The organism is Salipiger marinus (assembly GCF_035481585.1).
GTDB classification, from domain to species: Bacteria; Pseudomonadota; Alphaproteobacteria; order Rhodobacterales; family Rhodobacteraceae; genus Salipiger; species Salipiger marinus.
Genome location: NZ_JAYKSL010000009.1, coordinates 36,989 through 59,170, shown reverse-complemented (window position 1 = coordinate 59,170; position 22,182 = coordinate 36,989). Strand labels below are relative to the sequence as shown.

Here is a 22,182-nt window from a genome sequence, read left to right as displayed (position 1 = left end):
GGGATGCGGCGGGCGGCTATTCGGCGGCCAGCGCTGTCTCTTTTGACGGATCCTCCTCGGCGGGGCCGTAGCCGCCGCCACCGGGGGTGATGACCTCCAGCCATTCGCCGGGGCGCAGGCTGCCATGGCCGCGATGGAACGGGGCGGTGCCGGGGCTGGTGACAAAGCCGCCATGCCCGCCCGGACCGCCGCCCAGAAGACCCCAGGACCGCGACAGGTTGCGCGAGATGTCGACGCGGACCATGCACTCTTCGGTGGCGCGATAGACCCGGCGCAGGCCCATGCCGCCACGGAACCGCCCCGCCCCTGCCGATCCGTCCACCAGTTCGTAGCGTTCAAGGATCAGCGGATATTCCACCTCCAGCGCCTCCACCGGCAGGTTGGAGGTGTTGGTGGCATGAACATGGATGCCGTCGAGCCCATCGGCATCGGGGCGGGCGCCGCCACCGCCGCCGATGGTTTCCAGATAGACCCAGTAAAGCCCCTTTTGCGGGCCGCTCTGCCGCGTGCCGGAAAACAGCGCCACGGTGCAGGTGGAATTGGTGCAGGCCGAGACACGGTCGGGCACCGCCTGCGCCAGCGCGCCAAGGATCAGGTCGGCGACGCGCTGGCAGGTCTGCACCCGGCCATTGACCGCCGCCGGATGGGCGCAGCTGACGATGGATCCGTCCGGGGCGGTCACGGTGATGGGCCGCGCCAGCCCCGCATTGGGCAGCACGCTGGGATCGACCACGGATTTCACGATGTAATAGGCGGTGGCCAGCAGTGCTGTGCGCGTCATGTTGATGCCGGAGCGCACCTGCGGCGGTGCTTCGAACTCCAGCGCGATGTCCTCGCCGGTGATTGTCACGGTGACGGCCAGCGGGATGGGCTCGTCAAAATCCAGCGTGTCGAACACATCCTCGAACCGCCAGCACCCGTCCGGCAGGGCTGCAAGCCCCGCGCGCATCTTGCGTTCGGCATAATCCAGCAGCGCCTCGCCCGAGGCCAGCACCGTGTCGACCCCGTGCCGCGCGCAGAGATCCTGAAACCGCTGCACCCCCACCCGGTTCGCCGCCATCTGCGCGCGCAGGTCGGACAGACGCTCGCGCGGCACCTGACAGTTGAGCAGGATCAGATCCTGCACGTCCTTCTGCAGCTCCCCCGCCCGATAGAGCCGGATCGGCGGGATGCGCAGCCCCTCCTGATAGATATGGGCATGGGCGCGGTCGACAAAATCCGAATGATGCGCAAGGTTCACCGTCCATGCGGCCAGCGTGCCGTCGACAAAGATCGGCTCGGCCAGCACGATGTCGGGCAGATGGGTGCCGCCGCCGCAATAGGCGTCATTGCCCACAAACACGTCGCCGGGGCGCATGTCGGCGGGATCGTGGCTGGCCAGCACGAAGGGGATGAAATCCAGAAAGCTGCCCAGATGCACCGGGATATGTTCGGCCTGACACAGCGTCCGGCCCTCGCGGTCGAAGAGTGCCGTGGAACAGTCGCGGCGTTCCTTGATGTTGGTGGAATAGGAGGCGCGCACCAGCGCCTCGCCGGTCTCCTCGACGATCGAGGACAGGGCAGCGCCGATCACCTCCACCGTGATCGGGTCAAGGGCGGGTCGGGTCATCGCGGCAGCTCCAGAATCAGGGTGTCGATCTCGTCCACCCGGGCGGTGACGCCGGGCGGGATCAGCGTGGTGGTGTCCATCTGTTCGACGATGGCAGGCCCGGCAAAGCGCATGCCCGGCGCCAGCAGGTCGCGGGCGTAAAGCTGCGTTTCGGTGAAGGCGCGGGTTTCGGGGAACCAGACTTCGCGGCTGCCGGTGATGGCGCCTGACGCGTCCTCTGCCCCAAGCGGGCGTTCGGGCAGTTCGGCCTTCTGCACCAGTCCCAGCGCCTCGGCCCGGAAGGTGACGCAGAGGATGCGTTCCTCGGGGGCGGCAAAGCCATACATGCGGCGGTGCGCCTCGGTGAAGCCGGCGCGCAGGGTTTCCAGCGTTGTCTCGGTCACCGGACCCTCGGGCACCGGGATGGAGAGTTCGTAATTCTGCCCCTCGTAGCGCATGTCGATGCGGCGGGTCAGGCGGCGCTGGTCGGCGGCGATGGCTTCGGCTTCGAACCAGCCATTCGCTTCGGCCTCGACCCGCGCCAGCGTCTCGGCCAGCGTGGCGCGCTCTGCGCTTTCCAGCGGGGCGAGCCGCGTGGTGGCGAAATCGGCGCGCAGGTCGGTCAGCAGCAGGCCCATGGCGCAGAGGATGCCGGGGCTGCGCGGCACGATCACGGTGGACATGCCCAGTTCCTGCGCCAGCCGCACCGCATGCAGCGGCCCCGCCCCGCCAAAGGCCATCAGCGCGTAATCGCGCGGATCATGGCCGCGCTGGACCGAGATCACCCGGATCGCCTTGGCCATGTTGGCGGTGACAACGGAGATGATGCCCTGCGCCACGTCCATGGCGCCCATCTCCAGCCGGTCGGCCATCTGGCCGATGGCGGCCACCGCCAGATCGCGGTTCACCTTCATCCGGCCATTGAGCAGATGGGTGGGGTTCAGCACCTGCAGCACGATATTGGCATCGGTCACGGTGGGCTCGGTCGCGCCGCGCCCGTAACAGACCGGCCCGGGATCGGCCCCGGCGCTTTCGGGTCCGACCTTCAGCAGCCCGCCGCTGTCGATCGACGCGATGGAGCCGCCCCCCGCCCCCACGGTGTGAATGTCGAGCATCGGCGCCTTGATCGGATAGCCATGCACCACGCTTTCATTGGTCTGCGCGGTCTGCCCGCCCGCCATCAGCGCCACATCCGACGAGGTGCCGCCCATGTCGAAGGTGATGATGTCGGGAAAGCCCGAGCGCTGCCCGATGGCCTGCGCCGCCACCACCCCGGTGGAGGGGCCGGAGAGCACCGCGCGCACCGGGGTTTCCGCCGCCACCTCGAACCGCACCACCCCGCCATTGGACTGGGTCAGATGCGGCGCCACCGGCAGGCCCAGATCGGCAAGCCGCGGCGACAGGCGGCTGATATAGCGGTGCATGATCGGGCCAAGATAGGCATTGACCGTGGCGGTCGACAGCCGTTCGAATTCGCGGAATTCCGGCGCGATTTCATGGCTGGCGCACAGGAACACGCCCGGCAGTTCCTCTGCCAGAATGCGCTTGGCCGTCTGTTCATGGGCCGGGTTGACGAAGGCATACAGGAAACAGACCGCCACCGCCTGCACCCCCGCCTCTGCCAGCGCACGGGCGGCGCGGCGCACCGCGTCCTCGTCCAGCGGCGTGACCACGGCGCCGTCATGGCTCAGCCGTTCGGCCACCTCGAAGCGCAGGTCGCGCGGCACCAGCACCGGCGGCTTGGCGGCAAAGAGGTCGTAAAGATCGGGGCGCTTCTGCCGCCCGATTTCCAGCAGGTCGCGGAACCCGCCGGTGGTCAGCAGCCCGACCTTGGCGCCGCGATGGGTGATGAGCGCATTGGTGGCCACCGTGGTGCCATGGCCCAGATAGGTGATGGCGGCGGCGGGATCGTCCCCTGCCCCCGCTTCCTCGCGCATGCCTTCCTCGACACCCTGCGCGATGCCGCGCGACGGATCATCCGGGGTCGAGGAGACTTTCCACACCGCGATGCGCCCGCTCTGCTGATCGAAAAGGCAGACATCGGTGAAAGTGCCCCCCGAATCGACCCCGACCCGCCAGCGGGCCGCGCCCGTCAGATCCTGTGCGCCATCCATCATGCGACCTTCCTCCCTCTGGAGTCTACCTCGTGTATACAATAAGACCACGTCACCTTTGTCGACCATTTCGTGCCAGATCCCGAAGTGTCGGCCCCAGACCGCCAAGGAGATGCGCAATGACCCGCCCTGTCGAGATCAGGGAAAGCCCCACCGCCCGCGACCGCGCCTATGACGGGATTCGCGCCGGGCTGCTGCAGGGCACCTTCCCGCCCGGCAGCTTCATCGAAGAGGCGCTGGCCTGCGAAGTCACCGGCGTGTCGCGCACCCCGGTGCGCGAGGCGCTGAACCGGCTGGCGGCGGAGGGGTTTCTGGACCTGCATCCGCGCCGCGGCGCCATGGTCAAGCCGCTGACCGGCACTGAACTGCGCGACCTGCACGAGGTGCGGCTGATGGTCGAAAGCCATGCCGTGCGCCGCATCTGCCGCGAGGCGCGCCCGGTTCCCGCCCTGCTGTCGGATCTCTGCGACCAGCACGAGGCGGTGTCGGCGGACAACCTGCTGGCCTGCGTCGATCTGAACCGGCGGTTTCATCAGGCCATCGTGGCGGCGGCGGGCAATACCGTGCTGGTACAGGTTTTCGACAACCTGCAGGCCAACCTCATGCGCATGTCGATGCTGTCGCTGCAGAGCGGGCTGGGCAAGACCGCCCGGATCGAGGCCGAACATCGCGACCTGATCGCCGCGCTGCAGACGCATGACGAGGCGGCGGCGCTGGCGCTTCTGGACCGGCACCTGCAGCCGCTGCCGCAGCTCTTTCGCGGCCTGCCCGGACAGGGACCGGTTCCGGGCTGAGGCGGGCTGCGGCTTGGAACGCATGGTGGCGGTCTCCGGCTTCGGGGCGCGGGGCCCGGAGCGGCCCCGCCTGCCGCGCCATCGGACACCCCCGCCGCCGCCCGCGTCCAATCCAAAACTTTTGTGACAGAGAAGAAATTTCTTATCTTGCGCCGCCCTCCGCCCCGCCAGCGGCGGAATTTATGTCTCCATTCCAGAGCCTTGATCCGCCGCAGGCCCCGCCAGCCCCGGCGCGCGGCCCCGCACGACGCCCGCCGCCAAAGCCCCTCCGCCCACGCCTCTGCCCGCAGCGCGGCAGGTCAGCCGCGACCTTCCGCCCACAGTCGGGACCACGTGCCTTGTCAGAGCTTTCTTGCGCGTCACCTCTGGTCTAAGGTCGCGTCATGCACCTGCGAAAGGACAGACCATTGCCCGTCAGGCACAGATCCCTTGCCCTTGCTGTTGCCCTCGGCCTTGCGGGTGCCCCCGCCGTGGCTTTTGAGGCTCTCAATTTCTCCACTCCCGGTCTGGCGGAGGATCTGCGCGGTCAGATCAAGAGTTTTTCGGCGCTCACCGCGGCCAAGGAAGACGACCGCACCTCGGGGCAGGATATCCTTGCCGCCGCGCTGTCGGATTATGGCATCGTGATCGAGACGCTTTATGCCAACGGCTATTACGCGCCGGTGGTGTCGATCCGGCTGGACGGGCGCGAGGCGTCGGAGATTCCGCTGCTCTCCACCCCTGCCACGGTCGACCGGGTGGATGTGACGATCAATTCCGGCCCGCGCTATCAGTTCGGCACGGCGCGGCTGCAGCCGCTGGCGCCGCGCACCGACCTGCCCGCCGATTTCCGCAGTGGCGAACGCGCCAAATCCACCACCATCACCGACGCCGCGCAGGCGGGCATCGACGGCTGGCGCGATCTGGGCTTTGCCAAGGCCGATCTGGTGCGCGAAAATGTCGTGGCGGTGCATCCCGAACGGCGGGTGGATGTGGATCTGGGCATCGATACCGGCCCGCGCCTGCGCTTCGGACGGCTGAACACCGATGGCGACAGCTATGTGCGCTCTGCCGCGCAGCGCCGCATCGCGGGCCTGCCCGAGGGCGAGATGTTCGACCCCGAGGATGTCGACCGCAGCGTCGACCGGCTGACCCGCACTGGCGCCTTTGCCACCGTGACCCTGCGCGAGGCAGAGGTGCCGAACCCAGACGGCACGCTGGACATGGAGCTGGAGGTCACCGACGCCAAGCCCCGCCGCTTCGGCTTTGGCGCCGAACTAAGCTCGCTTGAAGGCGTGACGCTCAGCACCTTCTGGCTGCACCGCAACCTGCTGGGCGGGGCCGAACGGTTCCGCGTCGATGCCGAAGTGTCCGACATTTCCAACAATACCAACGGGATCGACGCCCGGCTGGGCGCACGGCTGGATGTGCCCGGCGCCATCGGACCCGAGACGGACGCCTTCTTCCGCGGCGAGATCGCGATGGAGCAGGAGCCCGCCTATGATTCCGACAGCGTCGAACTGGGCGCGGGGCTCAGCCGCCGGATCAGCGACACGCTGAGCGCGGAAATCGGGCTGGGCTATCTTTACGCCGAAACCGAGGATGATCTGGGCAAGCGCAGCTTCTCTCTGGTGACGCTGCCGCTGTCGCTGACATGGAACACCCGCGACAGTGACCTTGATCCGCGCAATGGCTGGTATGTGAACGCCGAGGCGACGCCGTTTCTGGACACCGATGGCGATGGCAACGGCGCCCGGCTTTATGCCGATCTGCGCGGCTATTACGCGCTGGGGGAACGCGAGCGCACGGTGCTGGCCGGGCGGCTGCAGATTGGCTCGGTCATCGGCCCCGAGATCGAAGACACCCCGCCGGATTTCCTGTTCTTCTCCGGCGGGGCCGGATCGGTGCGCGGCCAGCCCTATCAGTCGCTGGACGTGAACCTGCGCGACGGCGTCGATGTGGGCGGGCGCAGCTTTGTCGGCCTGTCGGGCGAAATCCGTCAGGACATCGGCGAAAGCCTCGGGCTCGTGGCGTTCGCCGATGCGGGCTATGTCGGCGAGGACAGCATGCCCGATGACGAGGGCAACTGGCATTCCGGCGCGGGGGTCGGGGTGCGCTACAAGACCGGGCTTGGCCCGCTGCGCCTTGATGTGGCCTCCCCGGTGGGGGGCGATACCGGCAAAGGCGTGCAGATCTACCTTGGTATAGGACAGTCCTTTTGAAACGTTTCCTGCTTCTGCTTCTCCTGCCGCTGCTTCTGCTGACGGCGCCGCCCGCCACTGCTCAGGACGAGGAGGGCGGCGGTTTTCTGGAACGGCTGATCGAGGATTCGCTGTCCGGCGAAGGGTTTCAGGTCAGCATCACCGGCTTTCAGGGCGCGCTGAGTTCGCAGGCCTCGCTGGAACGGCTGACCATCGCGGACCAGACCGGGGTCTGGCTGACGCTGGAAAATGCCGTGCTCGACTGGCAGCGCAGCGCCCTGCTGCGCGGACGGCTGGAGGTCAACGAGCTTTCCGCCGAGCGGCTGGTGATCGACCGGCTGCCAGAGGGCGAAGCCACCCCGCCCTCGCCCGAGGCGCGGGGCTTTTCGCTGCCTGACCTGCCGGTGTCGGTGAATATCGGCAGGCTGGCCATAGAACGCGCCGAACTGGGCGCGCCCATCCTTGGCGAGGCGGTGGCGCTGAGCCTTGAGGGATCCGCGCAGCTTGCGGGCGGCGAAGGCACGGTGGATCTGGCGGTGGACCGGCTGGACGGCACGGCGGGATCGCTGCGGCTGGCTGGCAGCTATGGCAATGCCAGCCGCCAGCTGTCGCTGGATGTGGCGCTGGAAGAGGGTCAGGGCGGGCTGATCAGCCGTCTGGCCGGTCTGCCGGGGGCCCCCGCGCTGGCGCTGACGCTGCAGGGCGAAGGCGTCATCGACGATTTTGCCGCGGATCTGCAGCTGGCCACCAATGGCGAGGACCGCTTTGGCGGCACGATCACCCTGCAGGGCAGCGAGGAGAACGGCCACCGCTTTGCCGCCGATCTGACCGGCGACCTGCGCCCGCTGCTGCCGCCCGGACAGACCGAGCTGCTGGGTGCCACGCAAAGCCTGCAGGTGCAGGGGCTGCGCGGGTCTGACGGGCGGCTGTCGCTCGACGTGCTGGAACTGGACACCGCGCAGGTCCGGCTTTCGGGTCAGGCGCGCATCGCCGCCGATGGCTGGCCGGAACTGCTGCAGCTGGACGGGCAGATCGCGGCGCAGGATGGCAGCCCGGTGCAGCTGGTGACCGAGGCGGGCGACACGCGGCTGGACCGCGCCACGCTGACGCTGGACTTTGACGCTGCCCAAGGCGACGCGCTGGTGCTCGACGTGATCGCCGAAGGGCTGGACCGTCCCGATCTGACGCTGGAGCGCGCGGCGCTGACCGGGCGCGGCAGCCTCAGCCGGACCGAAGGCTCCAGCAGCCCCGGCGGCGTGACGCTGGATCTGGACCTGGATGTCAGCGGGCTGGAGTTCACCGATGCAGATCTTGCCGGTGCTGCGGGCGATGCGCTGGCGGGCAGCCTTGCCATCGACTGGCAGGCGGGAGAGCCGCTGTATCTGCGCGATCTCGATCTGACCGGCGCCGGGCTGGCGCTGCGGGGCGATGTCACCGTATCGGGGATTGAGGGCGACACGCTGACCGTCACCCCCGACCTGCAGCTTGATGCAGCCAACATCGCGCGGTTTTCCGGCCTTGTCGGGCGCGATCTGGCGGGCGCCGTGGACGTGGCGCTGTCGGGCGACCTGCAGCCCTTGGCGGGCGGGTTTGATCTGACCGCCGACGGCACCGCGCAGGATCTGGCCGTGGGCATCCCGCAGCTGGACGGGCTGATGCGCGGCGCCATCACCCTGCGCGCCGCCGTGGCGCGGGACGAAACCGGCACCGTGCTGCGCGACCTGGCCATTGACGGGCAGTCGGTGCAGCTGACCGCCGACGCCACGCTGCAGACCGATGCCAGCACCGGGCGCTTCGACATCACGCTGGCCGATCTGGCGCAGGTGCAGGAGGGGCTGAGCGGCCCCGCCACCCTGCGGGGCACGCTGGAGGAAACCGCCGCGCGCTATGCGATCGATTTCACCGCCACCGGCCCCGGCGGGTCCGAGGCGGCGGGCCTTCTGACCGCAGGCAAGACCGAGGCGGGGAGCATCACCGAACTGGGCTTTGACGGCACCGCCTCGGCGGAGCGGCTGGCGGCCTTTGCGCCGCTGGCGGGCCGCGACATCGCGGGCGCCGCACGTTTTGACGGGCAGGCGCGCTATACGCTCGACGGTGGCGCGCTGCTGGCCGAGGGGCGGCTTGATACCGAAGATCTGGCCGTGGGCATCGAGGCGGTGGACCGCATCATCGGCGGCACCGGCCTTGCGCTGGTCGATCTGGACCGCAACGCCGAGGGGCTGCTGACCCTGCGCCGGGCCGAGATCAGCACCCAAGGGCTGGAGGCGACCGCGACGGGCAGCTTTGGCGCGCCGGGCAGCACGCTGGAGTTCACCGCGACCGTGGCTGATGTGGGGCTTGATGCCCCTGCCCGGCTGTCGGGCACGCTGGCAGAGGCGGAAACGCAGTATCGGCTGGATTTCGACGGTGAAGGCCCGGGGGCGGCGAATGCGCAGGGGCTGGTGACGGTGGAAAAGCTGTCCGATGGCAGTCTGGGCCGCGTCGCCTTTGACGGTGCCGCAGGCGTGGACCGGCTTGCCGCCTATCGCCCGCTGACCGGCCAGCCGCTGGCGGGCCGCGTCAGCTTTGACGGGCAGGCCAGCTACAACATCCCCGATGGCAGTCTTTCGGCGCAGGGCAACCTGACCACCCGCGACCTTGCCGCAGGCATCGCCGCCGTCGACCGGCTGATCGGCGGCAGCGGTCGGGCCGTGGTGGATGTGACCCGCGACGCGCAAGGCATGCTGAGCATCCGCCAGCTGGAGGTGCAGACCCCCGAAATCACCGCCACCGCCAGCGGCAGTCTGGGGGCGGCGGGCACCGCCATCACCTATGACGTGGCGCTGCGCGATCTGGGGCTGTTCGTGCCGCAACTTCCGGGCCGCGCCACGGCGCAGGGGCAGCTGTCCTCGCAAGGCAGCGGCCCATGGCAGGTGTCGGGCGATCTGACCGCCCCCGGCGGCACGCAGGCCCGCGTCAGCGGCAGCGTGGCGCAGAGCTTTGGCAGCGCCGATCTGGGCATCACCGGGCAGGTGCCGCTGGCCCTCGCCAACCGCCTGCTGGAACCGAACCTGATCGACGGTCTGGCGCGGCTTGATCTGCAGCTGAACGGGCCGCTGGCCCTGTCCTCGCTGTCAGGCACGGTCACGGTCAACGGCGGCAGCGTGGTGCTGCCCGGTCCCGCGCTCAGCCTGACCGGCGTGGATGTCACCGCCAATCTGGGCGGCGGGCAGGTGCGGCTTGACGCGGGCGGTGCGCTGTCCAGCGGCGGGCGGGTCAGCGCCAGCGGCACCATCGGCATGACCGCGCCCTATACCGCCGATCTGGCGGTGGCGCTGGACAGCCTCGTGCTGCAGGACCGCAGGCTCTATCAGGCGCAGGCGGGCGGGCGGCTGACCGTCACCGGCCCACTGCTGACCGGGCCGCGCGTGGCAGGGGTGGTCGACATCGAACAGGCCGAAATCCGCATCCCCGAAACCGGGCTTGGGCCGGGCAGCCGCAGCTTCGTGCTGACCCATATTCAGGAACCCGCTGCGGCGCGCGAAACCCGCGCCCGGGCCGGGCTGCTGGAACAGGCGCGGGCGCGCAGCGGTCCGGCCTATGTGCTGCCGCTCGACATCACCATCCGCGCGCCCTCGCGCATCTTCATCCGCGGGCGCGGGCTGGATGCCGAACTGGGCGGGCAGCTGCGGCTGTCGGGCACCTCGGCGAATATCGTGCCGGAGGGGCGGTTCGACCTGATCCGCGGGCGGCTCGACATCCTTGGCCAGCGGCTGACGCTTGACCGTGCGGGGCTGAGCCTGACCGGGGATTTCGTGCCGACGCTGGACGTGGCCGCCACCTCGGAACGGGAGGGCACCACCATCACCGTCACCATCACCGGCGAGGCGACCTCGCCCGAGGTGGACTTCTCCTCCGATCCGCCCCGCCCCGAGGAAGAGGTGCTGGCGCTGCTGCTGTTCGGGCAGGACGTGCAGAACATCTCGGCCTTTCAGGCGCTGCGGCTTGCCTCTGCGGTCAATACGCTGGCCGGGCGCGGTGGGTCGGGCATCGTCGACAACCTGCGCATGGGCTTCGGGCTGGACGATCTGGACGTGACCACGGATGAGGACGGCAATGCCGGCCTGCGGCTGGGGAAATACATCTCTGACAATGTCTATACGGATGTGGAGGTGGATTCAGGCGGCGACAGTTCGGTCAACCTGAACATCCAGATCAGCCCCAGCGTGAAGGCCCGTGGCAGCGTCACCTCGGATGGCGATACCGGCGTGGGCGTGTTCTTCGAGCGGGATTACTGACCGACGGCCCCCTCCCCATGGGGAGGGGGCGCGACGCGGGGTCAGAGACCCAGCGCCTTGGCGATGTCTGCCTTCGACACGGCGCCGGGGGCGGCACCTTCGCGCACCAGCCGCGCGGCAAGGTCGGTGAACCACGCATTGGCCGGGGTCGGCACGCCGTGAAGCCGCCCCAGCAGCGCGATCTCGCCATTGAGGTAATCGGTTTCCACCGACCCCGCCCCGCGCGCAAGGCTCTGCGCGGTGGAACTACCAACGCGGGTGACGCCGGGCACTTCGGAGATCTTCATCTTGCCGACGCGGCGCTTCGCGTCGCGGTCCGCCGGATCAACGGCGATCCCCGCCGCTGCCATCACCGCCTCGCCCTCGGCCTTGAGCTTTGCCAGAATCTCCTCGGTGCCCTCGTCCGATCCAAGGGCGGCACCGACGATATTGCCAAGGTTCACCAGCAGCTTGCGATACTTGCTGGCCATCACGTCGCCGCGCACCTCTGACGGCAGGCCCGCCTGCGTCAGCGCCTCGGCCAGCGCCACATCGGCCTTGTCAGTGCCGCCCGGGAAGCGGCCGATGTCCAGCAGGCCGGTGCAGGGCGCGCCATAGGCCACCACCTCGCCCGCCGAGACGAAATCGGCGGGCAGGATCAGCGTGACGCCATGCACATTGGGGAAATAGCGCAGCGCCAGCCGTTCATTGGCAACGCCGTTCTGCAGGCAGAACAGCGGCTGGTCGGTCATCCCCGCCTCGCGCAGCTGCAGCAGCGCCGCTTCGGTGTGCTGGGTCTTGACGCAAAGCAGGATCACGTCATCCGGGCGCAGCCCCGCCTCCTGCGGGCTGGCCGCGACCGGGAAGCGCGCGTGCTGGCTGCCCATGGGCGTGCGCAGGGTCAGCCCGCCCTCGCGCAGGATCTCCAGCTGGCGCCCGCGCGCGATGCCCAGAACCTCCCTTCCGGCATTGGACAGCAGCGTGGCCACGGTGCCGCCAATGGCACCCACTCCAAGAATGACAAAACGGCTCATGCGGCTTCCTCCGACAGGGGCAGCCCGCCGATGCGGGCCAGCAGGTCAATGATCTGGTCGAGCCCCTGCCCGTGGCGCAGGGCGGTGAACACGAAAGGCTTGCCCGCGCGCATCCGCGTGGCGTCACGCTCCATCACCTCCAGCGAGGCGCCGACATAGGGCGCAAGGTCGGTCTTGTTGATGACCAGAATGTCGGATTTGGTGATGGCGGGGCCGCCCTTGCGGGGGATTTCCTCGCCTGCGGCCACGTCGATCACATAGATCGTCACATCCGCCAGTTCCGGGCTAAAGGTGGCGGAAAGGTTGTCGCCGCCGGATTCGATCAGGATCAGGTCCAGATCGGGAAACTGCGCGTTAAGCTCGGCAATCGCGGCAAGGTTGATCGAGGCATCTTCGCGGATCGCGGTATGCGGGCAGCCGCCGGTTTCCACGCCACGGATGCGGTCCAGCGGCAGAACCTGCTGGCGCATCAGCGCCTCGGCATCCTCGCGGGTGTAGATGTCATTGGTGATGACCGCCATGGACAGCCGGTCGCGCAGGGCACGGGCAAGGGCTGCGGTCAGGGTGGTCTTGCCCGCGCCCACCGGGCCGCCAAGCCCCACGCGCAGGGGTCCGTTCGGGGATGTCATGCTGCCTCCGTCATGATCTGAAGATGCGGGAATAGAGCGCCTCGTGGCGCTGGCTGGCAATATCGGCCAGCGGAGAAAACGTGCCGATCCGGGTCAGATCCGCCTCCAGCGCGCGCCGCGCCAGATCCGAACAGAGCGGCGCCAGCGCCCGGATCACCGCCTGCCCCTCGGTCTGGCCCAGCGGCACCAGACGCATGCCCGCCGCCGCCAGATTGGCGGCAAACGCGTGCAGGTAAAGCCGCAGCGTATCCTCCAGCGGCAGGTCCAGCGCCGCCACCACCTGCCCCACCACCACGGGATAGGGCGCGGGGGCCAGTTCGATCTGCCAGAGCGCGGAGACAGCCTTGGCAAAGGCCTCGCCCTGCTTGCCCGTCTCCAGTCGCCGTTCGGCGGAGGGGGCGAGTGCGATGGCCAGATCCGCCACATCCTCCCCCCGTGCGGCGGCGACCAGCAGCAGGGCATCGGACCAGCCCGCGCCTTGTTCCAGCACCACCGCCAGCCAGTCCTGCAGCTGTGCGGCGCTGGTCACCTGCCCCTCCTGCACCAGCGTTTCCAGCCCGTGCGAATAGGCGAAGCTGCCCACCGGAAAGGCCGGTGAAAACAGCTGATGCAGCACCAGCAGCGCGTCAGTGGTCATGCGGATGGTCGTGACCGTGGCTGTGCCCGTGGTCCTGTCCATGGGAATGGCTGTGCGCATGGGCATGGGCATGGGCCTGCACCGGCGCGGGCCCGTGGCTGTGGGAATGGTCATGGCCATGGGTGCGGCCATGGCCATAGGCGCCACCCTCGGGGGTGAAGGGTTCTGTCACCTCGGTCACCTCGGCGCCGATCCGGGCCAGCATGTCGCGGATCACGTGATCGCGCTGGATCAGCAGCCGCGCGGCTTCGATCTGGCAGGGCGTATGACGGTTGCCCACATGCCATGCCAGCCGCGGCAGATCGGCGCCCGACACGGCCAGCAGCGGTTCTGCCGCCGCCAGCACCCGCACGGCGCGGCCATCGCCCAGCAGGAAGGCATCGTCCTGATCCAGACTTTCGGTATGGGCCAGATCCACCAGAAACGCCTCGCCGCTGTCGGCGGTCAGCACCTTGCGGCGCAGGAAACGGTCTTCGTAAGACAGCGTCACGGTCAGCGTGGCGTCTGCGGCATGGCCCTTGCGGGCGATGGCATGGCAGGTGGGAAGCTGGGTCATAAGAACTCCGGTGCGATGACGGCAGGGTGGGACATCGGGCCGGACATGGCAAGGCCACGCTCCGGGGTCAACCGGACCGTGGCCTTGAAAACGCCTGAGGCGCAGCGCGCGAAAGCGCCGGACCGATGGTTTAGAGGTAGAACACGTCGCGGAACACGTGACGCACGATGTCTTCGCGCTTCAGCCCGCGTGCGGCCAGCTGTTCGTCCGACAGGCGCTGCAGCGCTTCGACACGGCGCAGGCGCGGATTTGCTTCGCCGATTGCGACCAGCGCATTGCCGATGGCAGAGAAGAAACGGCCAATAGCCGAGCCGGAGGTGGTGTGGTCGCTTGCACTGGCGGTCAGAAATGCCATGGGAAACCTTCCTTTGTGTTATCAGGTCCCCTCCCTTGACACCTAGGTAAGCCATGCTGCCGTGATCCACAAATGCTGCATCTGCATAACGATCTTTCCACCGGCGCAACGCTTGCAAAATCAACGGCTTTGTGCCCGCGGTTGGAGGCGGGGCCAGACGGCACGCGGCGCAGGCGCGCCCCGGGCCCGGCCCCGCCGCCCGGTCAGAACAGGAAATAGCGCTGCGCCATGGGCAGCACGCGGGCCGGTTCACAGGTCAGAAGCTCGCCATCCGCCCGCACCTCATAGGTTTCGGGGTTCACCTCGATCCGGGGCAGCGCGTCGTTAAGCTTCAGGTCGCGCTTGCCGATGCCACGGGTGTTCTTGACCGCGAGGGTCTGCTTGGCCAGCCCCAGCTTGTCGCGCAGCCCGTCGGCCTGCGCCGCCTCCGACACGAAGGTGACGGCGGAATGTTCCACCGACCGGCCATAGGCGCCCCACATCGGCCGGGAATAGACCGGCTGCGGCGTGGGGATGGAGGCATTGGGATCGCCCATCTGCGCGCAGACGATGGTGCCGCCCATCATCACCATTTCCGGCTTCACCCCGAAAAAGGCGGGCGACCACAGCACCAGATCGGCGCGCTTGCCCTCTTCGATGCTGCCGATATGCTGGCTGACGCCATGGGCGATGGCCGGGTTGATGGTGTATTTGGCGATGTAGCGGCGGACGCGGAAATTGTCGTTGTCGCCGGTCTCGTCCGCCAGCGCGCCGCGCTGTTTCTTCATCTTGTCGGCGGTCTGCCATGTGCGGATGATGACCTCGCCCACCCGGCCCATGGCCTGACTGTCGGAGGCGATGATGGAAAACGCCCCCATGTCATGCAGGATGTCCTCGGCGGCGATGGTCTCGCGGCGGATGCGGCTTTCGGCAAAGGCCACGTCTTCGGGGATGGACTTGTCCAGATGGTGACAGACCATGAGCATGTCCAGATGCTCTTCCAGCGTGTTGACCGTGTAGGGCCGCGTCGGGTTGGTCGAGGAGGGCAGCACGAACTCCTCGCCGCAGATGCGGATGATGTCGGGGGCATGGCCGCCGCCCGCGCCTTCGGTGTGGAAGGCGTGGATGGTGCGCCCCTTCATCGCGGCGACGGTGTTTTCCACAAAGCCGCTTTCGTTCAGCGTGTCGGTGTGGATCATCACCTGCACGTCCCAGTCATCGGCCACCGACAGGCAGTTGTCGATGGTGCCGGGGGTGGTGCCCCAGTCCTCGTGCAGCTTCAGCGAACAGGCGCCGCCCTTGATCTGTTCGATCAGCGCGCCGGGCAGCGCCGCATTGCCCTTGCCCGCAAAGGCGAGGTTCATCGGAAAGGCATCGGCGGCCTGCAGCATCCGGCCCAGATGCCACGGCCCCGGCGTGCAGGTGGTGGCGAGCGTGCCATGGGCGGGGCCGGTGCCGCCGCCAAGCATGGTGGTCAGGCCGGAATGCAGCGCATCCTCGATCTGCTGCGGGCAGATGTAATGGATATGGCTGTCCATGCCGCCCGCCGTCAGGATGCGGCCCTCGCCCGCGATCACCTCGGTGCCGGGGCCGACCACGATGTCGACGCCGGGCTGGGTGTCGGGGTTGCCCGCCTTGCCGATCTTGTGGATGCGCCCGTCGCGCAGCCCGACATCGGCCTTGTAGATGCCGGTCCAGTCCACGATCAGCGCATTGGTGATGACCGTGTCCACCGCCCCTTCGGCGCGGGTGGCCTGAGACTGGCCCATGCCGTCGCGGATCACCTTGCCGCCGCCGAACTTCACCTCCTCGCCATAGACCGGGCCGGGCGCGCCCATGCCCTGCCCCGCGCGTGCGGCGGTCAGGTCACGCTCCACCTCGATGATGAGGTCGGTATCGGCCAGCCGCACCCGGTCGCCGGTGGTGGGGCCATACATGGCGGCGTAATCGCGGCGGGAAATCGTGGCGGGCATGGTCGGTCGGTCCCCTGAAATAAGGTCTGGTCAGTTCGGCAGCAGCGCGCGCAAATCTTCGGTGCGCCGCTGGGTGAGTTTGGTCAGGCAGGTGACCGTGGCGATGCCCTGCATCGAGCCACCTTCATACATCGCGCCTTCGGCGTCGCAGGCGGCATCGCGGAACGGGATCCACAGCCGCTGCGCGTCGCGGATGCCCGTCATGCGTTCGGGGCTGACCCGGCTCTGCAGTTCGGCATAGACGCGGTTCAGTTCGGCATCCGCGCCGTCAAGCTCGCCGCGTGCGCAGGTGCCCATCTCGACGGTGGTGGTGGCATCGGAACAGGCGGCACGGGCCTGCGGGGCCAGCGCCAGCAGGACAAGCCCTGCCAGCACCGCCGTGAGGATTCGGGAGGAGAACGCCATCAGGAGCCGGACCCGCCGTCGCCCTTGGGGGCGGGCTGTGCCTTGGGGCGCGGGCTGCGCGGTTTCGGCGCGGCCCCAGCCGCGCGCGGGCTGCGGGCGCGGACCGGCTTGGCAGGAGCGGCACCTGTCTTGGCCGTGCTCGGCGCCGGAGCCGCCTCTGTCTTTGCAGGCGCGGGTTTGGCCTCCGCCTTGGCGGGGGTTGGCTTGACCTCAGCCTTGGCGGGGGCCGCCGCCTCGGCCTTGGATGTGCTCGGCGCAGGCGCCGCTGCGGGCTTGGCGGGCGCGGGCGCCGCCTCCGCCTTGACGGGCTCAGGCTTGGGCGCGGGCTTGGGTGCCTCCGCCTTGGGTGTCTCTGCGGCGGGCTTGGGCGCTGCGGGCTTCGCCACGGCTGCGGCGGCGGCAGCCACGGTCGGCTTGGCGCGCGGGGTCAGGGCCACCGGGCCGCAGATGCCCATCGACGCCGCAGGCACGGCGGACAGCGCCGAGGCGGGCAGGCTCATGAACAGGCGCTGCTGGCGCAGCCCCATCTCCATCACGACCTGCGCACGGCGCATCTGCTGGCGGTATGCCTCTCCGCCCATGCGGATGAAGGCGGCACTCATGGTCAGGGCCGGGAACATGTCATTTCCTCCTGCTGCCGGTAAGACGCTTGCGGTTCGCCCGCGCCTTGCGCGCGAGCGGGCGGGTGAAGGCGCTGTTGGACGTGTTCCAGTCCCCGCCGGACATCAGCGCCTTCTGCCAGGCGAAAAACGCCTGCGCAAAGGCGGGGGGCTTTTCGGACATCATGCGCGACGCCTCGCCTGCGGGCAGGGTGTGCAGCCCTGCCAGCCCGCTGAGCCGCAGCGCCATGACGGTCTGCACGTCCCAGAGCATCATCGCGTTTTCCATGCCCATCTGCCACAGGCGGAATGGCGACAGGGGGGTCATGACGCGGACCGCGCGGCGGGCTGGCACCGGACCGGAGCCTTGGGACAAAAAGACGGCATTGGACGCATTCTCCTGTGCGGGCGACGCCCTAGAGCGGGCCCATGATCTGCTGGTTGAAGCCATAGACGCGCCGCGCCCCCACAAGGGGAATCAGCTGAACCTCGCGGCGCTGGCCCGGTTCGAACCGCACGGCGGTGCCCGCCGCGATGTCGAGCCGAAGCCCGCGCGCGGCGTCACGGTCAAAATCTAGCGCAGGATTGGTTTCCGCAAAGTGATAATGCGAGCCGACCTGCACCGGGCGGTCGCCGGTATTGGCCACCATCAGCGTCACGGGCTCGCGGCCCTCGTTCAGCCGCAGCTCGCCCGCGGCGGGAAACACCTCTCCGGGGATCATGTCCGGTTCTCCACGGGGGCGGGCGTCAGGGGGGCGGAAATCATCGGCAGGGCTCCTTCAGCGGATCGGGTTGTGCACGGTCACCAGCTTCGTGCCGTCGGGAAAGGTCGCTTCGACCTGCACGTCATGTATCATCTCGGGCACGCCCTCCATGCACTGGTCGGCGCGGATCACCTGCGCGCCCGCCTCCATCATCTCGGCGACGGAGCGGCCATCGCGCGCGCCTTCGACCACCGCATCGGTGATCAGCGCCACCGCTTCGGGATAGTTCAGCTTCACCCCACGGGCGAGGCGTTTGCGGGCCACTTCGGCGGCCATGGCGACAAGAAGCTTGTCCTTTTCGCGGGGGGTCAGTTGCATGTGTCAGATCATCCAGGGTCGTGGAAGGTCTGCGCCGCTCAGACGGCGCAGGATGGGGCAAAGGTGGCGGCGCAGCTCGAACCCGTCAATGGCCAGCATGCGGATCACCACAAGCTCGGGCGTCAGGGCGGACACTCCGGCGCGTTCGGGCAGGATTCCGCGCAAGGCCTCCACCTGTGTGGCGGCACCGGGGGCGGCCAGCACGATTGTGGCCATGGCTTCGGCGCCGTCTGCCACGGCGGGATGGGCGAGACGCGCGGCGGCATCGCCGCCGAGCGCCAGCCGGTCGGCCCAGATCAGGCGCCCGTCGCGGCGGATGTCGATGCGGTCGGTATAGCGCAGGTCGCGCACCCGCTCGCCCATGGCGTGACGGCCAAAGATCAGCGGCTCGCAGAGCAAGAGGCGGGCATCCCCGGCCATGTCCACCGACAGCGCGCGGTCCAGCGCCGCGCCGTCGAAAAAGATCGTCTCCTGCGGCAGCCAGTCCAGCCGCGCGCCCGCACCAAGACGCAGGCGGGTGTCGACCACCCCGGGCTGCCCCGGCAGCGCGCGGTAGATGCGTTCGGCGGCCTGCGTGGTCAGCACCAGATGCGCCTCCGGCAGCGCCTCGGCCTCCAGCGCGAACTGGTCGCCCCCCGTCACCCCGCCCGAGGTGTTGAGCAAGACCGCCTGCAGCGCGGCCTCGGCCCGGGGGAACAGCAGCTTGGTGCTGCCCGACATGTGCAGATCGCCGATGACGCTGCGCCCAGCCCGCGCCCGCGCCGACAGCCGCCCCCTGCCCCGCGCACGCTGTGCGGCGGAAGGCGGAGAGGTCATCAGGGGCGGGTCATAGGGAATGGCGGCGTCCTCCGGCTGCGGGCCGCGGATAGGCCCTGCCCTGCGGCAGAGGCAAGGCTGCGGGCCCCTGTGCCGCGCGGGCGGAGGGCGTCTGCGCATGTTCCGGGCAGGTTTTGCGGAAATGCCAGAAATAAGGGCGCTTTGCGATCACGCGTCCCCGGCAGCGTCGCGCCCGGCAGCATGGGGGCAGTGCAGCGGCTTGAGGTCGATCAGCGGCGTGCCCGACAGGCAGTCGAGCCCGCGCACCACCAGCACCGGACCGTCACGGCGCAGCAGCCGCACGGTGGACAGGCCGATCGGGTTGGGCCGCACCGGCGAGCGCAGCGCGAAGGTGCCTCGCGCCGCGCTGGCATGGCGCGGGCGCTGGGTCAGCAGGTCGCGCCGCGCCTCGTGCAGCCAGTAGAAGACCTGCAGGCGCTCCACCTCCTCCAGCCCGGCGAGCGCGGGCAGCCAGACCGGATCGAGATGGATCAGGCAGTCCGGCCCATGGTCGGGATCGCCCTGACGCGGGCAGTCGGCGCGGGTGGCGAAGGGCGTCTCGATCCGGCCGATGAAGCGCAGCTGCGCATCCCCGGCGGGGGGCAGCGCCACGGCGGTTTCGCCGGGGCGCGGACCGGAGGGATCGGCGGGATCGGTCATGGCGGCGCCCTTTCCGGCGGTCCTAATGCGCGCTGTCGCGTGCGGCCACCGCCGCGTCATAGGCTGCGACCACGTCGCGCGCCCGCGCCGCCAGATCCTCCAGCGACCGGCCCGGCTTGTAAAGCCAGCTGCCGATGCCGAAGCCGGTGACGCCCGCCGCGATCCAGTCGGCCATGTTGTCCGCCTCGACCCCGCCCACGGCGTAGGTGCGGGTGCCCTGCGGCAGAACCGCCTTCATCGCGGCCAGATTGGCGGGCCCCAGCAGCGAGGCGGGGAAGAATTTCAGCCCGTCCGCCCCGGCGCGCAGCGCGGTGAAAGCCTCGGTCGGGGTCAGCACGCCGGGATAGCTGTCCATGCCCGCCGCCTTGGTGGCCATGATGACGCGCTGGTTGGTGTCGGGCGACACCACCATGCGCGCGCCGATGTCGCGCAGGCGCAGCACCTGTTCCGGCGCAAGCACGGTGCCCGCGCCGATCTCTGCCGCGCTGCCATAGGCCGCGACCATGGCGGCGATGCTGTCATAGGGATCGGGAGAATTGAGCGGCACCTCGATCCGGGTCAGCCCGGCCTTGATCAGCGTCTCGGTCACGGCGGGAGCTTCGGCGGGGGTCAGGCCGCGCAGAATGGCGATCAGCTCGCGGGTCATGGTCAGGCCTCCTTGGGGGTGCGGGCGGATTTCAGCCCTTCAAGCGTCATGCGGTCGGCATCGGCGATCAGGACCGGCAGGCCCTGCGCCTCCAGCGCCGTGCGGTAATGGGCGACAAGGCCTGACGCGCCCAGCAGGGCGACGTTCTGGCCCAGCCAGTAGGGTTTGGCGGCGGCAAGTTCCATGCCGATGAGCAGGCCCGAGAGGCGCGCGCGCGCGGCGGCGCCGTCGAGCCCGTGCAGCAGCCCTTCGGCGCGCAGGGTGAACAGATCCCCCGCAAAGCCCGAGGGCCGCGCCATGGCCTGATCGACCCCGGCGGCAAAGGCTGCCTCGTCCCAGCCCTCGGCCAGACCGTGGCGCAGCACCGACTGCCCCGAGAGCAGCGCAAAGATCTCGCCGGTCATGTAGCTGCGGAAGGACACGATCTCTCCGGCGCTGACATGGACCCATTTGCTGTGGGTGCCGGGCAGGCAGATCACCCCGTCAAAGCGCGGGTTGAGCGCCAGAAACCCCGCCACCTGCGTTTCCTCGCCGCGCATCACGTCGGCGGGGCTGTCCTGCGCCACGCCGGGCAGGATGTGCACCGCAAGCCGGGGATCGGTGCCCGGCACGCGCAGCGCCTGCGCAAGCCCGGGCGGGGCGCAGGGGGTGCGGACATAGGGCGCCTCGGCCCAGCCCTGCCGCGCGCCCGCCATGCCGCAGATGATGACGGGAAGCGGCGCGTCGCGCCGGGGCAGATCGCCCAAGAGGCGCAGCAGCACCGGTTCGAACTGCGACGGCGTGAGACGGCCCATGCCTTCGGGGCTTTCGGCGCGGTCAAGCACGGTGCCATCGCCCGCCATCTGCCACAGTCGCAGCTGCGAGGTGCCCCAGTCGACGGCGATCCAGTCGGGTTGCGTGGTCATGGTGCTGCCCTCCCCTGCCATGGCTGCGCATCTGGTATACCGCCCCCTGCGGCGGTGCAAGAGCGGCCCCTTTGCCCATGGGCGGAAGGGGCAGGCAGAGGGGGCGCTGCCCCCGCCCCCTGCGGGGGCTCCCCCGGGATATTTGGGGCCGCTGGAAGCCTAGAGCCAGGCCACGGCGACCTCCTGCAGCAGCTTGAGCGAAAGCAGCAGCAGGGCGAGATTGACGAAGGCGAAGAACAGCCGCTCCGGCAGGATGCGGGTGATGCGGTAGCCCGACCACGCGCCGAAGAGCGCAAGCGGCGCCAGCCAGACGATCTGCGCGAGGCTGTCCCAGCTGACCTGTCCCGCGAGGATATAGGGCGGCAGCTTCATCCAGTTCACGCAGGCGAAAAGGATGGTGGAGGTGCCCGCGAAGGTCATCTTGGGCAGTTTCTGCGGCAGGGTATAGGCCTGAAACGGCGGGCCGCCCGCATGGGAGATGTAGCTGGTGAAGCCCGCCAGCGCGCCCCAGAAGAGGCCGCGCGGCACATCGGCGGCGCGCGGGCGGAAATCGCGCGCCAGCCGCTTGCGCAGCGCGTCCGCAAGATAGCCAAGCCCGATCAGCGCCACCAAGAGCTTGCCCGCCTCGGGCGGCACGCGCGAGACGAAGAAGAAGGCGGCGCCGATGCCCAGCGCCGAGGCCGGGATGAGGATGGCGAGGTTGCGCGCGGAATACTGGCCCCGGAACAGCCAGACGGCATAGAGGTCGGCGAGGATATACATGGGCAGCAGCAGCCCTGCGGCGGCGGCGGGGGTGGTGAAGACCGACAGGATCGGCACGCCCAGCATGGCGATCATCGGCAGGCCGCCCTTGGAGGCGCCGACAAACCACGTGGCCAGCCCCGCCGCGATCCAGAATGCTGCCGAACTTTCCATGCCGTGATCCTTTGCCTCTGCCTGCCCCGGCCCGTCATGCCGTGCCTTGGCGGCGGAGG

At 69.2% G+C, this 22,182-nt stretch carries 21 protein-coding genes; 3 read left to right on the top strand and 18 right to left on the bottom strand.

The genetic code is table 11. From position 1 onward, the window contains the following. Positions 1-16 precede the first annotated feature (16 nt). On the bottom strand, positions 17-1,609 hold the full coding sequence (locus VK682_RS13365; protein ID WP_324782055.1) for a hydantoinase B/oxoprolinase family protein: 1,593 nt from the start codon (positions 1,607-1,609) through the stop codon (positions 17-19). Continuing rightward, positions 1,606-3,705, bottom strand: a complete 2,100-nt coding sequence (locus VK682_RS13360; RefSeq protein ID WP_230795249.1) for a hydantoinase/oxoprolinase family protein — start codon at positions 3,703-3,705, stop codon at positions 1,606-1,608. The genes VK682_RS13365 and VK682_RS13360 overlap by 4 nt, the downstream gene beginning before the upstream one ends. Positions 3,706-3,821: 116 nt before the next feature. On the opposite strand from VK682_RS13360, the gene VK682_RS13355 reads away from it, so the two are divergent. The 3 genes from VK682_RS13355 (at position 3,822) to VK682_RS13345 (ending at position 10,953) form a co-directional block, all read left to right on the top strand. Then, positions 3,822-4,496, top strand: a complete 675-nt coding sequence (locus VK682_RS13355; RefSeq protein ID WP_230795250.1) for a GntR family transcriptional regulator — start codon at positions 3,822-3,824, stop codon at positions 4,494-4,496. Positions 4,497-4,966: 470 nt separating this feature from the next. Then, positions 4,967-6,697 (top strand): autotransporter assembly complex protein TamA, encoded by a 1,731-nt coding sequence (locus VK682_RS13350; RefSeq protein WP_230795251.1) that lies wholly within the window; start codon positions 4,967-4,969, stop codon positions 6,695-6,697. After that, positions 6,694-10,953 (top strand): translocation/assembly module TamB domain-containing protein, encoded by a 4,260-nt coding sequence (locus VK682_RS13345; RefSeq protein WP_324782054.1) that lies wholly within the window; start codon positions 6,694-6,696, stop codon positions 10,951-10,953. The genes VK682_RS13350 and VK682_RS13345 overlap by 4 nt, the downstream gene beginning before the upstream one ends. A gap of 41 nt (positions 10,954-10,994) precedes the next feature. Here the strand turns inward: VK682_RS13345 and VK682_RS13340 are convergent, their stop codons facing one another. From VK682_RS13340 to VK682_RS13265, 16 genes are all read right to left on the bottom strand, one after another. After that, positions 10,995-11,966: a ketopantoate reductase family protein gene (locus VK682_RS13340; RefSeq protein WP_230795253.1), complete on the bottom strand. Its 972-nt coding sequence runs from the start codon at positions 11,964-11,966 to the stop codon at positions 10,995-10,997. Beyond that, entirely contained in the window at positions 11,963-12,595 is a 633-nt protein-coding gene (ureG, locus tag VK682_RS13335; protein ID WP_089846685.1) for an urease accessory protein UreG, read from the bottom strand. The genes VK682_RS13340 and ureG overlap by 4 nt, the downstream gene beginning before the upstream one ends. Before the next feature lie 10 nt (positions 12,596-12,605). Next, complete coding sequence (locus VK682_RS13330; protein WP_324782082.1) at positions 12,606-13,232, bottom strand: urease accessory protein UreF; 627 nt, start codon at positions 13,230-13,232, stop codon at positions 12,606-12,608. Then, positions 13,222-13,788 (bottom strand): urease accessory protein UreE, encoded by a 567-nt coding sequence (locus VK682_RS13325; RefSeq protein ID WP_089846681.1) that lies wholly within the window; start codon positions 13,786-13,788, stop codon positions 13,222-13,224. The genes VK682_RS13330 and VK682_RS13325 overlap by 11 nt, the downstream gene beginning before the upstream one ends. 130 nt (positions 13,789-13,918) lie before the next feature. Next, positions 13,919-14,143 carry a DUF1127 domain-containing protein gene (locus VK682_RS13320; RefSeq protein ID WP_324782053.1) on the bottom strand — a complete coding sequence of 75 codons (225 nt, stop codon included), beginning with the start codon at positions 14,141-14,143 and terminating at the stop codon, positions 13,919-13,921. Positions 14,144-14,346: 203 nt separating this feature from the next. Beyond that, a complete protein-coding gene (ureC, locus tag VK682_RS13315) occupies positions 14,347-16,095 on the bottom strand; it encodes an urease subunit alpha (protein WP_089846677.1) in 1,749 nt (582 codons plus the stop codon). 30 nt (positions 16,096-16,125) lie between these two features. Next, positions 16,126-16,500: a lysozyme inhibitor LprI family protein gene (locus tag VK682_RS13310; protein ID WP_324782052.1), complete on the bottom strand. Its 375-nt coding sequence runs from the start codon at positions 16,498-16,500 to the stop codon at positions 16,126-16,128. Next, positions 16,500-17,120 carry a hypothetical protein gene (locus tag VK682_RS13305; protein ID WP_324782051.1) on the bottom strand — a complete coding sequence of 207 codons (621 nt, stop codon included), beginning with the start codon at positions 17,118-17,120 and terminating at the stop codon, positions 16,500-16,502. Before VK682_RS13305 ends, VK682_RS13310 begins: the two co-directional genes overlap by 1 nt. Position 17,121: 1 nt before the next feature. After that, complete coding sequence (locus VK682_RS13300) at positions 17,122-17,427, bottom strand: antifreeze protein (RefSeq protein ID WP_131821809.1); 306 nt, start codon at positions 17,425-17,427, stop codon at positions 17,122-17,124. 88 nt (positions 17,428-17,515) lie between these two features. After that, complete coding sequence (locus VK682_RS13295) at positions 17,516-17,821, bottom strand: urease subunit beta (protein WP_089846669.1); 306 nt, start codon at positions 17,819-17,821, stop codon at positions 17,516-17,518. A gap of 57 nt (positions 17,822-17,878) precedes the next feature. Further along, positions 17,879-18,181 (bottom strand): urease subunit gamma, encoded by a 303-nt coding sequence (locus VK682_RS13290; protein ID WP_089846667.1) that lies wholly within the window; start codon positions 18,179-18,181, stop codon positions 17,879-17,881. Positions 18,182-18,184: 3 nt separating this feature from the next. Then, positions 18,185-18,997: an urease accessory protein UreD gene (locus VK682_RS13285; protein WP_165616802.1), complete on the bottom strand. Its 813-nt coding sequence runs from the start codon at positions 18,995-18,997 to the stop codon at positions 18,185-18,187. 168 nt (positions 18,998-19,165) lie between these two features. Then, the gene (gene tsaA / locus VK682_RS13280; RefSeq protein WP_230795260.1) at positions 19,166-19,657 is read right to left on the bottom strand and encodes a tRNA (N6-threonylcarbamoyladenosine(37)-N6)-methyltransferase TrmO; all 492 of its coding nucleotides are present in this window, start codon (positions 19,655-19,657) and stop codon (positions 19,166-19,168) included. Positions 19,658-19,679: 22 nt separating this feature from the next. Then, positions 19,680-20,303 carry a 2-dehydro-3-deoxy-6-phosphogalactonate aldolase gene (locus VK682_RS13275; RefSeq protein WP_230795261.1) on the bottom strand — a complete coding sequence of 208 codons (624 nt, stop codon included), beginning with the start codon at positions 20,301-20,303 and terminating at the stop codon, positions 19,680-19,682. 2 nt (positions 20,304-20,305) lie between these two features. Next, the gene (locus VK682_RS13270) at positions 20,306-21,208 is read right to left on the bottom strand and encodes a 2-dehydro-3-deoxygalactonokinase (RefSeq protein WP_230795262.1); all 903 of its coding nucleotides are present in this window, start codon (positions 21,206-21,208) and stop codon (positions 20,306-20,308) included. Between the two features lie 159 nt (positions 21,209-21,367). Further along, positions 21,368-22,123 carry a sulfite exporter TauE/SafE family protein gene (locus tag VK682_RS13265; RefSeq protein WP_089846661.1) on the bottom strand — a complete coding sequence of 252 codons (756 nt, stop codon included), beginning with the start codon at positions 22,121-22,123 and terminating at the stop codon, positions 21,368-21,370. Positions 22,124-22,182 lie beyond the last annotated feature (59 nt).

What these genes read in the sequence shown, in the direction of transcription:
- VK682_RS13300 (WP_131821809.1), bottom strand. Translation starts at nt 17,427, where the DNA reads ATGACCCCCCTGTCGCCATTCCGCCTGTGGCAGATGGGCATGGAAAAC.
- VK682_RS13270 (WP_230795262.1), bottom strand. Translation starts at nt 21,208, where the DNA reads ATGACCACGCAACCCGACTGGATCGCCGTCGACTGGGGCACCTCGCAG.
- VK682_RS13310 (WP_324782052.1), bottom strand. Translation starts at nt 16,500, where the DNA reads ATGGCGTTCTCCTCCCGAATCCTCACGGCGGTGCTGGCAGGGCTTGTC.
- VK682_RS13355 (WP_230795250.1), top strand. Translation starts at nt 3,822, where the DNA reads ATGACCCGCCCTGTCGAGATCAGGGAAAGCCCCACCGCCCGCGACCGC.
- VK682_RS13320 (WP_324782053.1), bottom strand. Translation starts at nt 14,143, where the DNA reads ATGGCATTTCTGACCGCCAGTGCAAGCGACCACACCACCTCCGGCTCG.
- VK682_RS13305 (WP_324782051.1), bottom strand. Translation starts at nt 17,120, where the DNA reads ATGTTCCCGGCCCTGACCATGAGTGCCGCCTTCATCCGCATGGGCGGA.
- VK682_RS13325 (WP_089846681.1), bottom strand. Translation starts at nt 13,788, where the DNA reads ATGACCCAGCTTCCCACCTGCCATGCCATCGCCCGCAAGGGCCATGCC.
- VK682_RS13330 (WP_324782082.1), bottom strand. Translation starts at nt 13,232, where the DNA reads ATGACCACTGACGCGCTGCTGGTGCTGCATCAGCTGTTTTCACCGGCC.
- VK682_RS13275 (WP_230795261.1), bottom strand. Translation starts at nt 20,303, where the DNA reads ATGACCCGCGAGCTGATCGCCATTCTGCGCGGCCTGACCCCCGCCGAA.
- VK682_RS13295 (WP_089846669.1), bottom strand. Translation starts at nt 17,821, where the DNA reads ATGATCCCCGGAGAGGTGTTTCCCGCCGCGGGCGAGCTGCGGCTGAAC.
- ureG (WP_089846685.1), bottom strand. Translation starts at nt 12,595, where the DNA reads ATGACATCCCCGAACGGACCCCTGCGCGTGGGGCTTGGCGGCCCGGTG.
- VK682_RS13285 (WP_165616802.1), bottom strand. Translation starts at nt 18,997, where the DNA reads ATGACCTCTCCGCCTTCCGCCGCACAGCGTGCGCGGGGCAGGGGGCGG.
- VK682_RS13290 (WP_089846667.1), bottom strand. Translation starts at nt 18,181, where the DNA reads ATGCAACTGACCCCCCGCGAAAAGGACAAGCTTCTTGTCGCCATGGCC.
- VK682_RS13340 (WP_230795253.1), bottom strand. Translation starts at nt 11,966, where the DNA reads ATGAGCCGTTTTGTCATTCTTGGAGTGGGTGCCATTGGCGGCACCGTG.
- VK682_RS13365 (WP_324782055.1), bottom strand. Translation starts at nt 1,609, where the DNA reads ATGACCCGACCCGCCCTTGACCCGATCACGGTGGAGGTGATCGGCGCT.
- VK682_RS13265 (WP_089846661.1), bottom strand. Translation starts at nt 22,123, where the DNA reads ATGGAAAGTTCGGCAGCATTCTGGATCGCGGCGGGGCTGGCCACGTGG.
- VK682_RS13360 (WP_230795249.1), bottom strand. Translation starts at nt 3,705, where the DNA reads ATGATGGATGGCGCACAGGATCTGACGGGCGCGGCCCGCTGGCGGGTC.
- tsaA (WP_230795260.1), bottom strand. Translation starts at nt 19,657, where the DNA reads ATGACCGATCCCGCCGATCCCTCCGGTCCGCGCCCCGGCGAAACCGCC.
- ureC (WP_089846677.1), bottom strand. Translation starts at nt 16,095, where the DNA reads ATGCCCGCCACGATTTCCCGCCGCGATTACGCCGCCATGTATGGCCCC.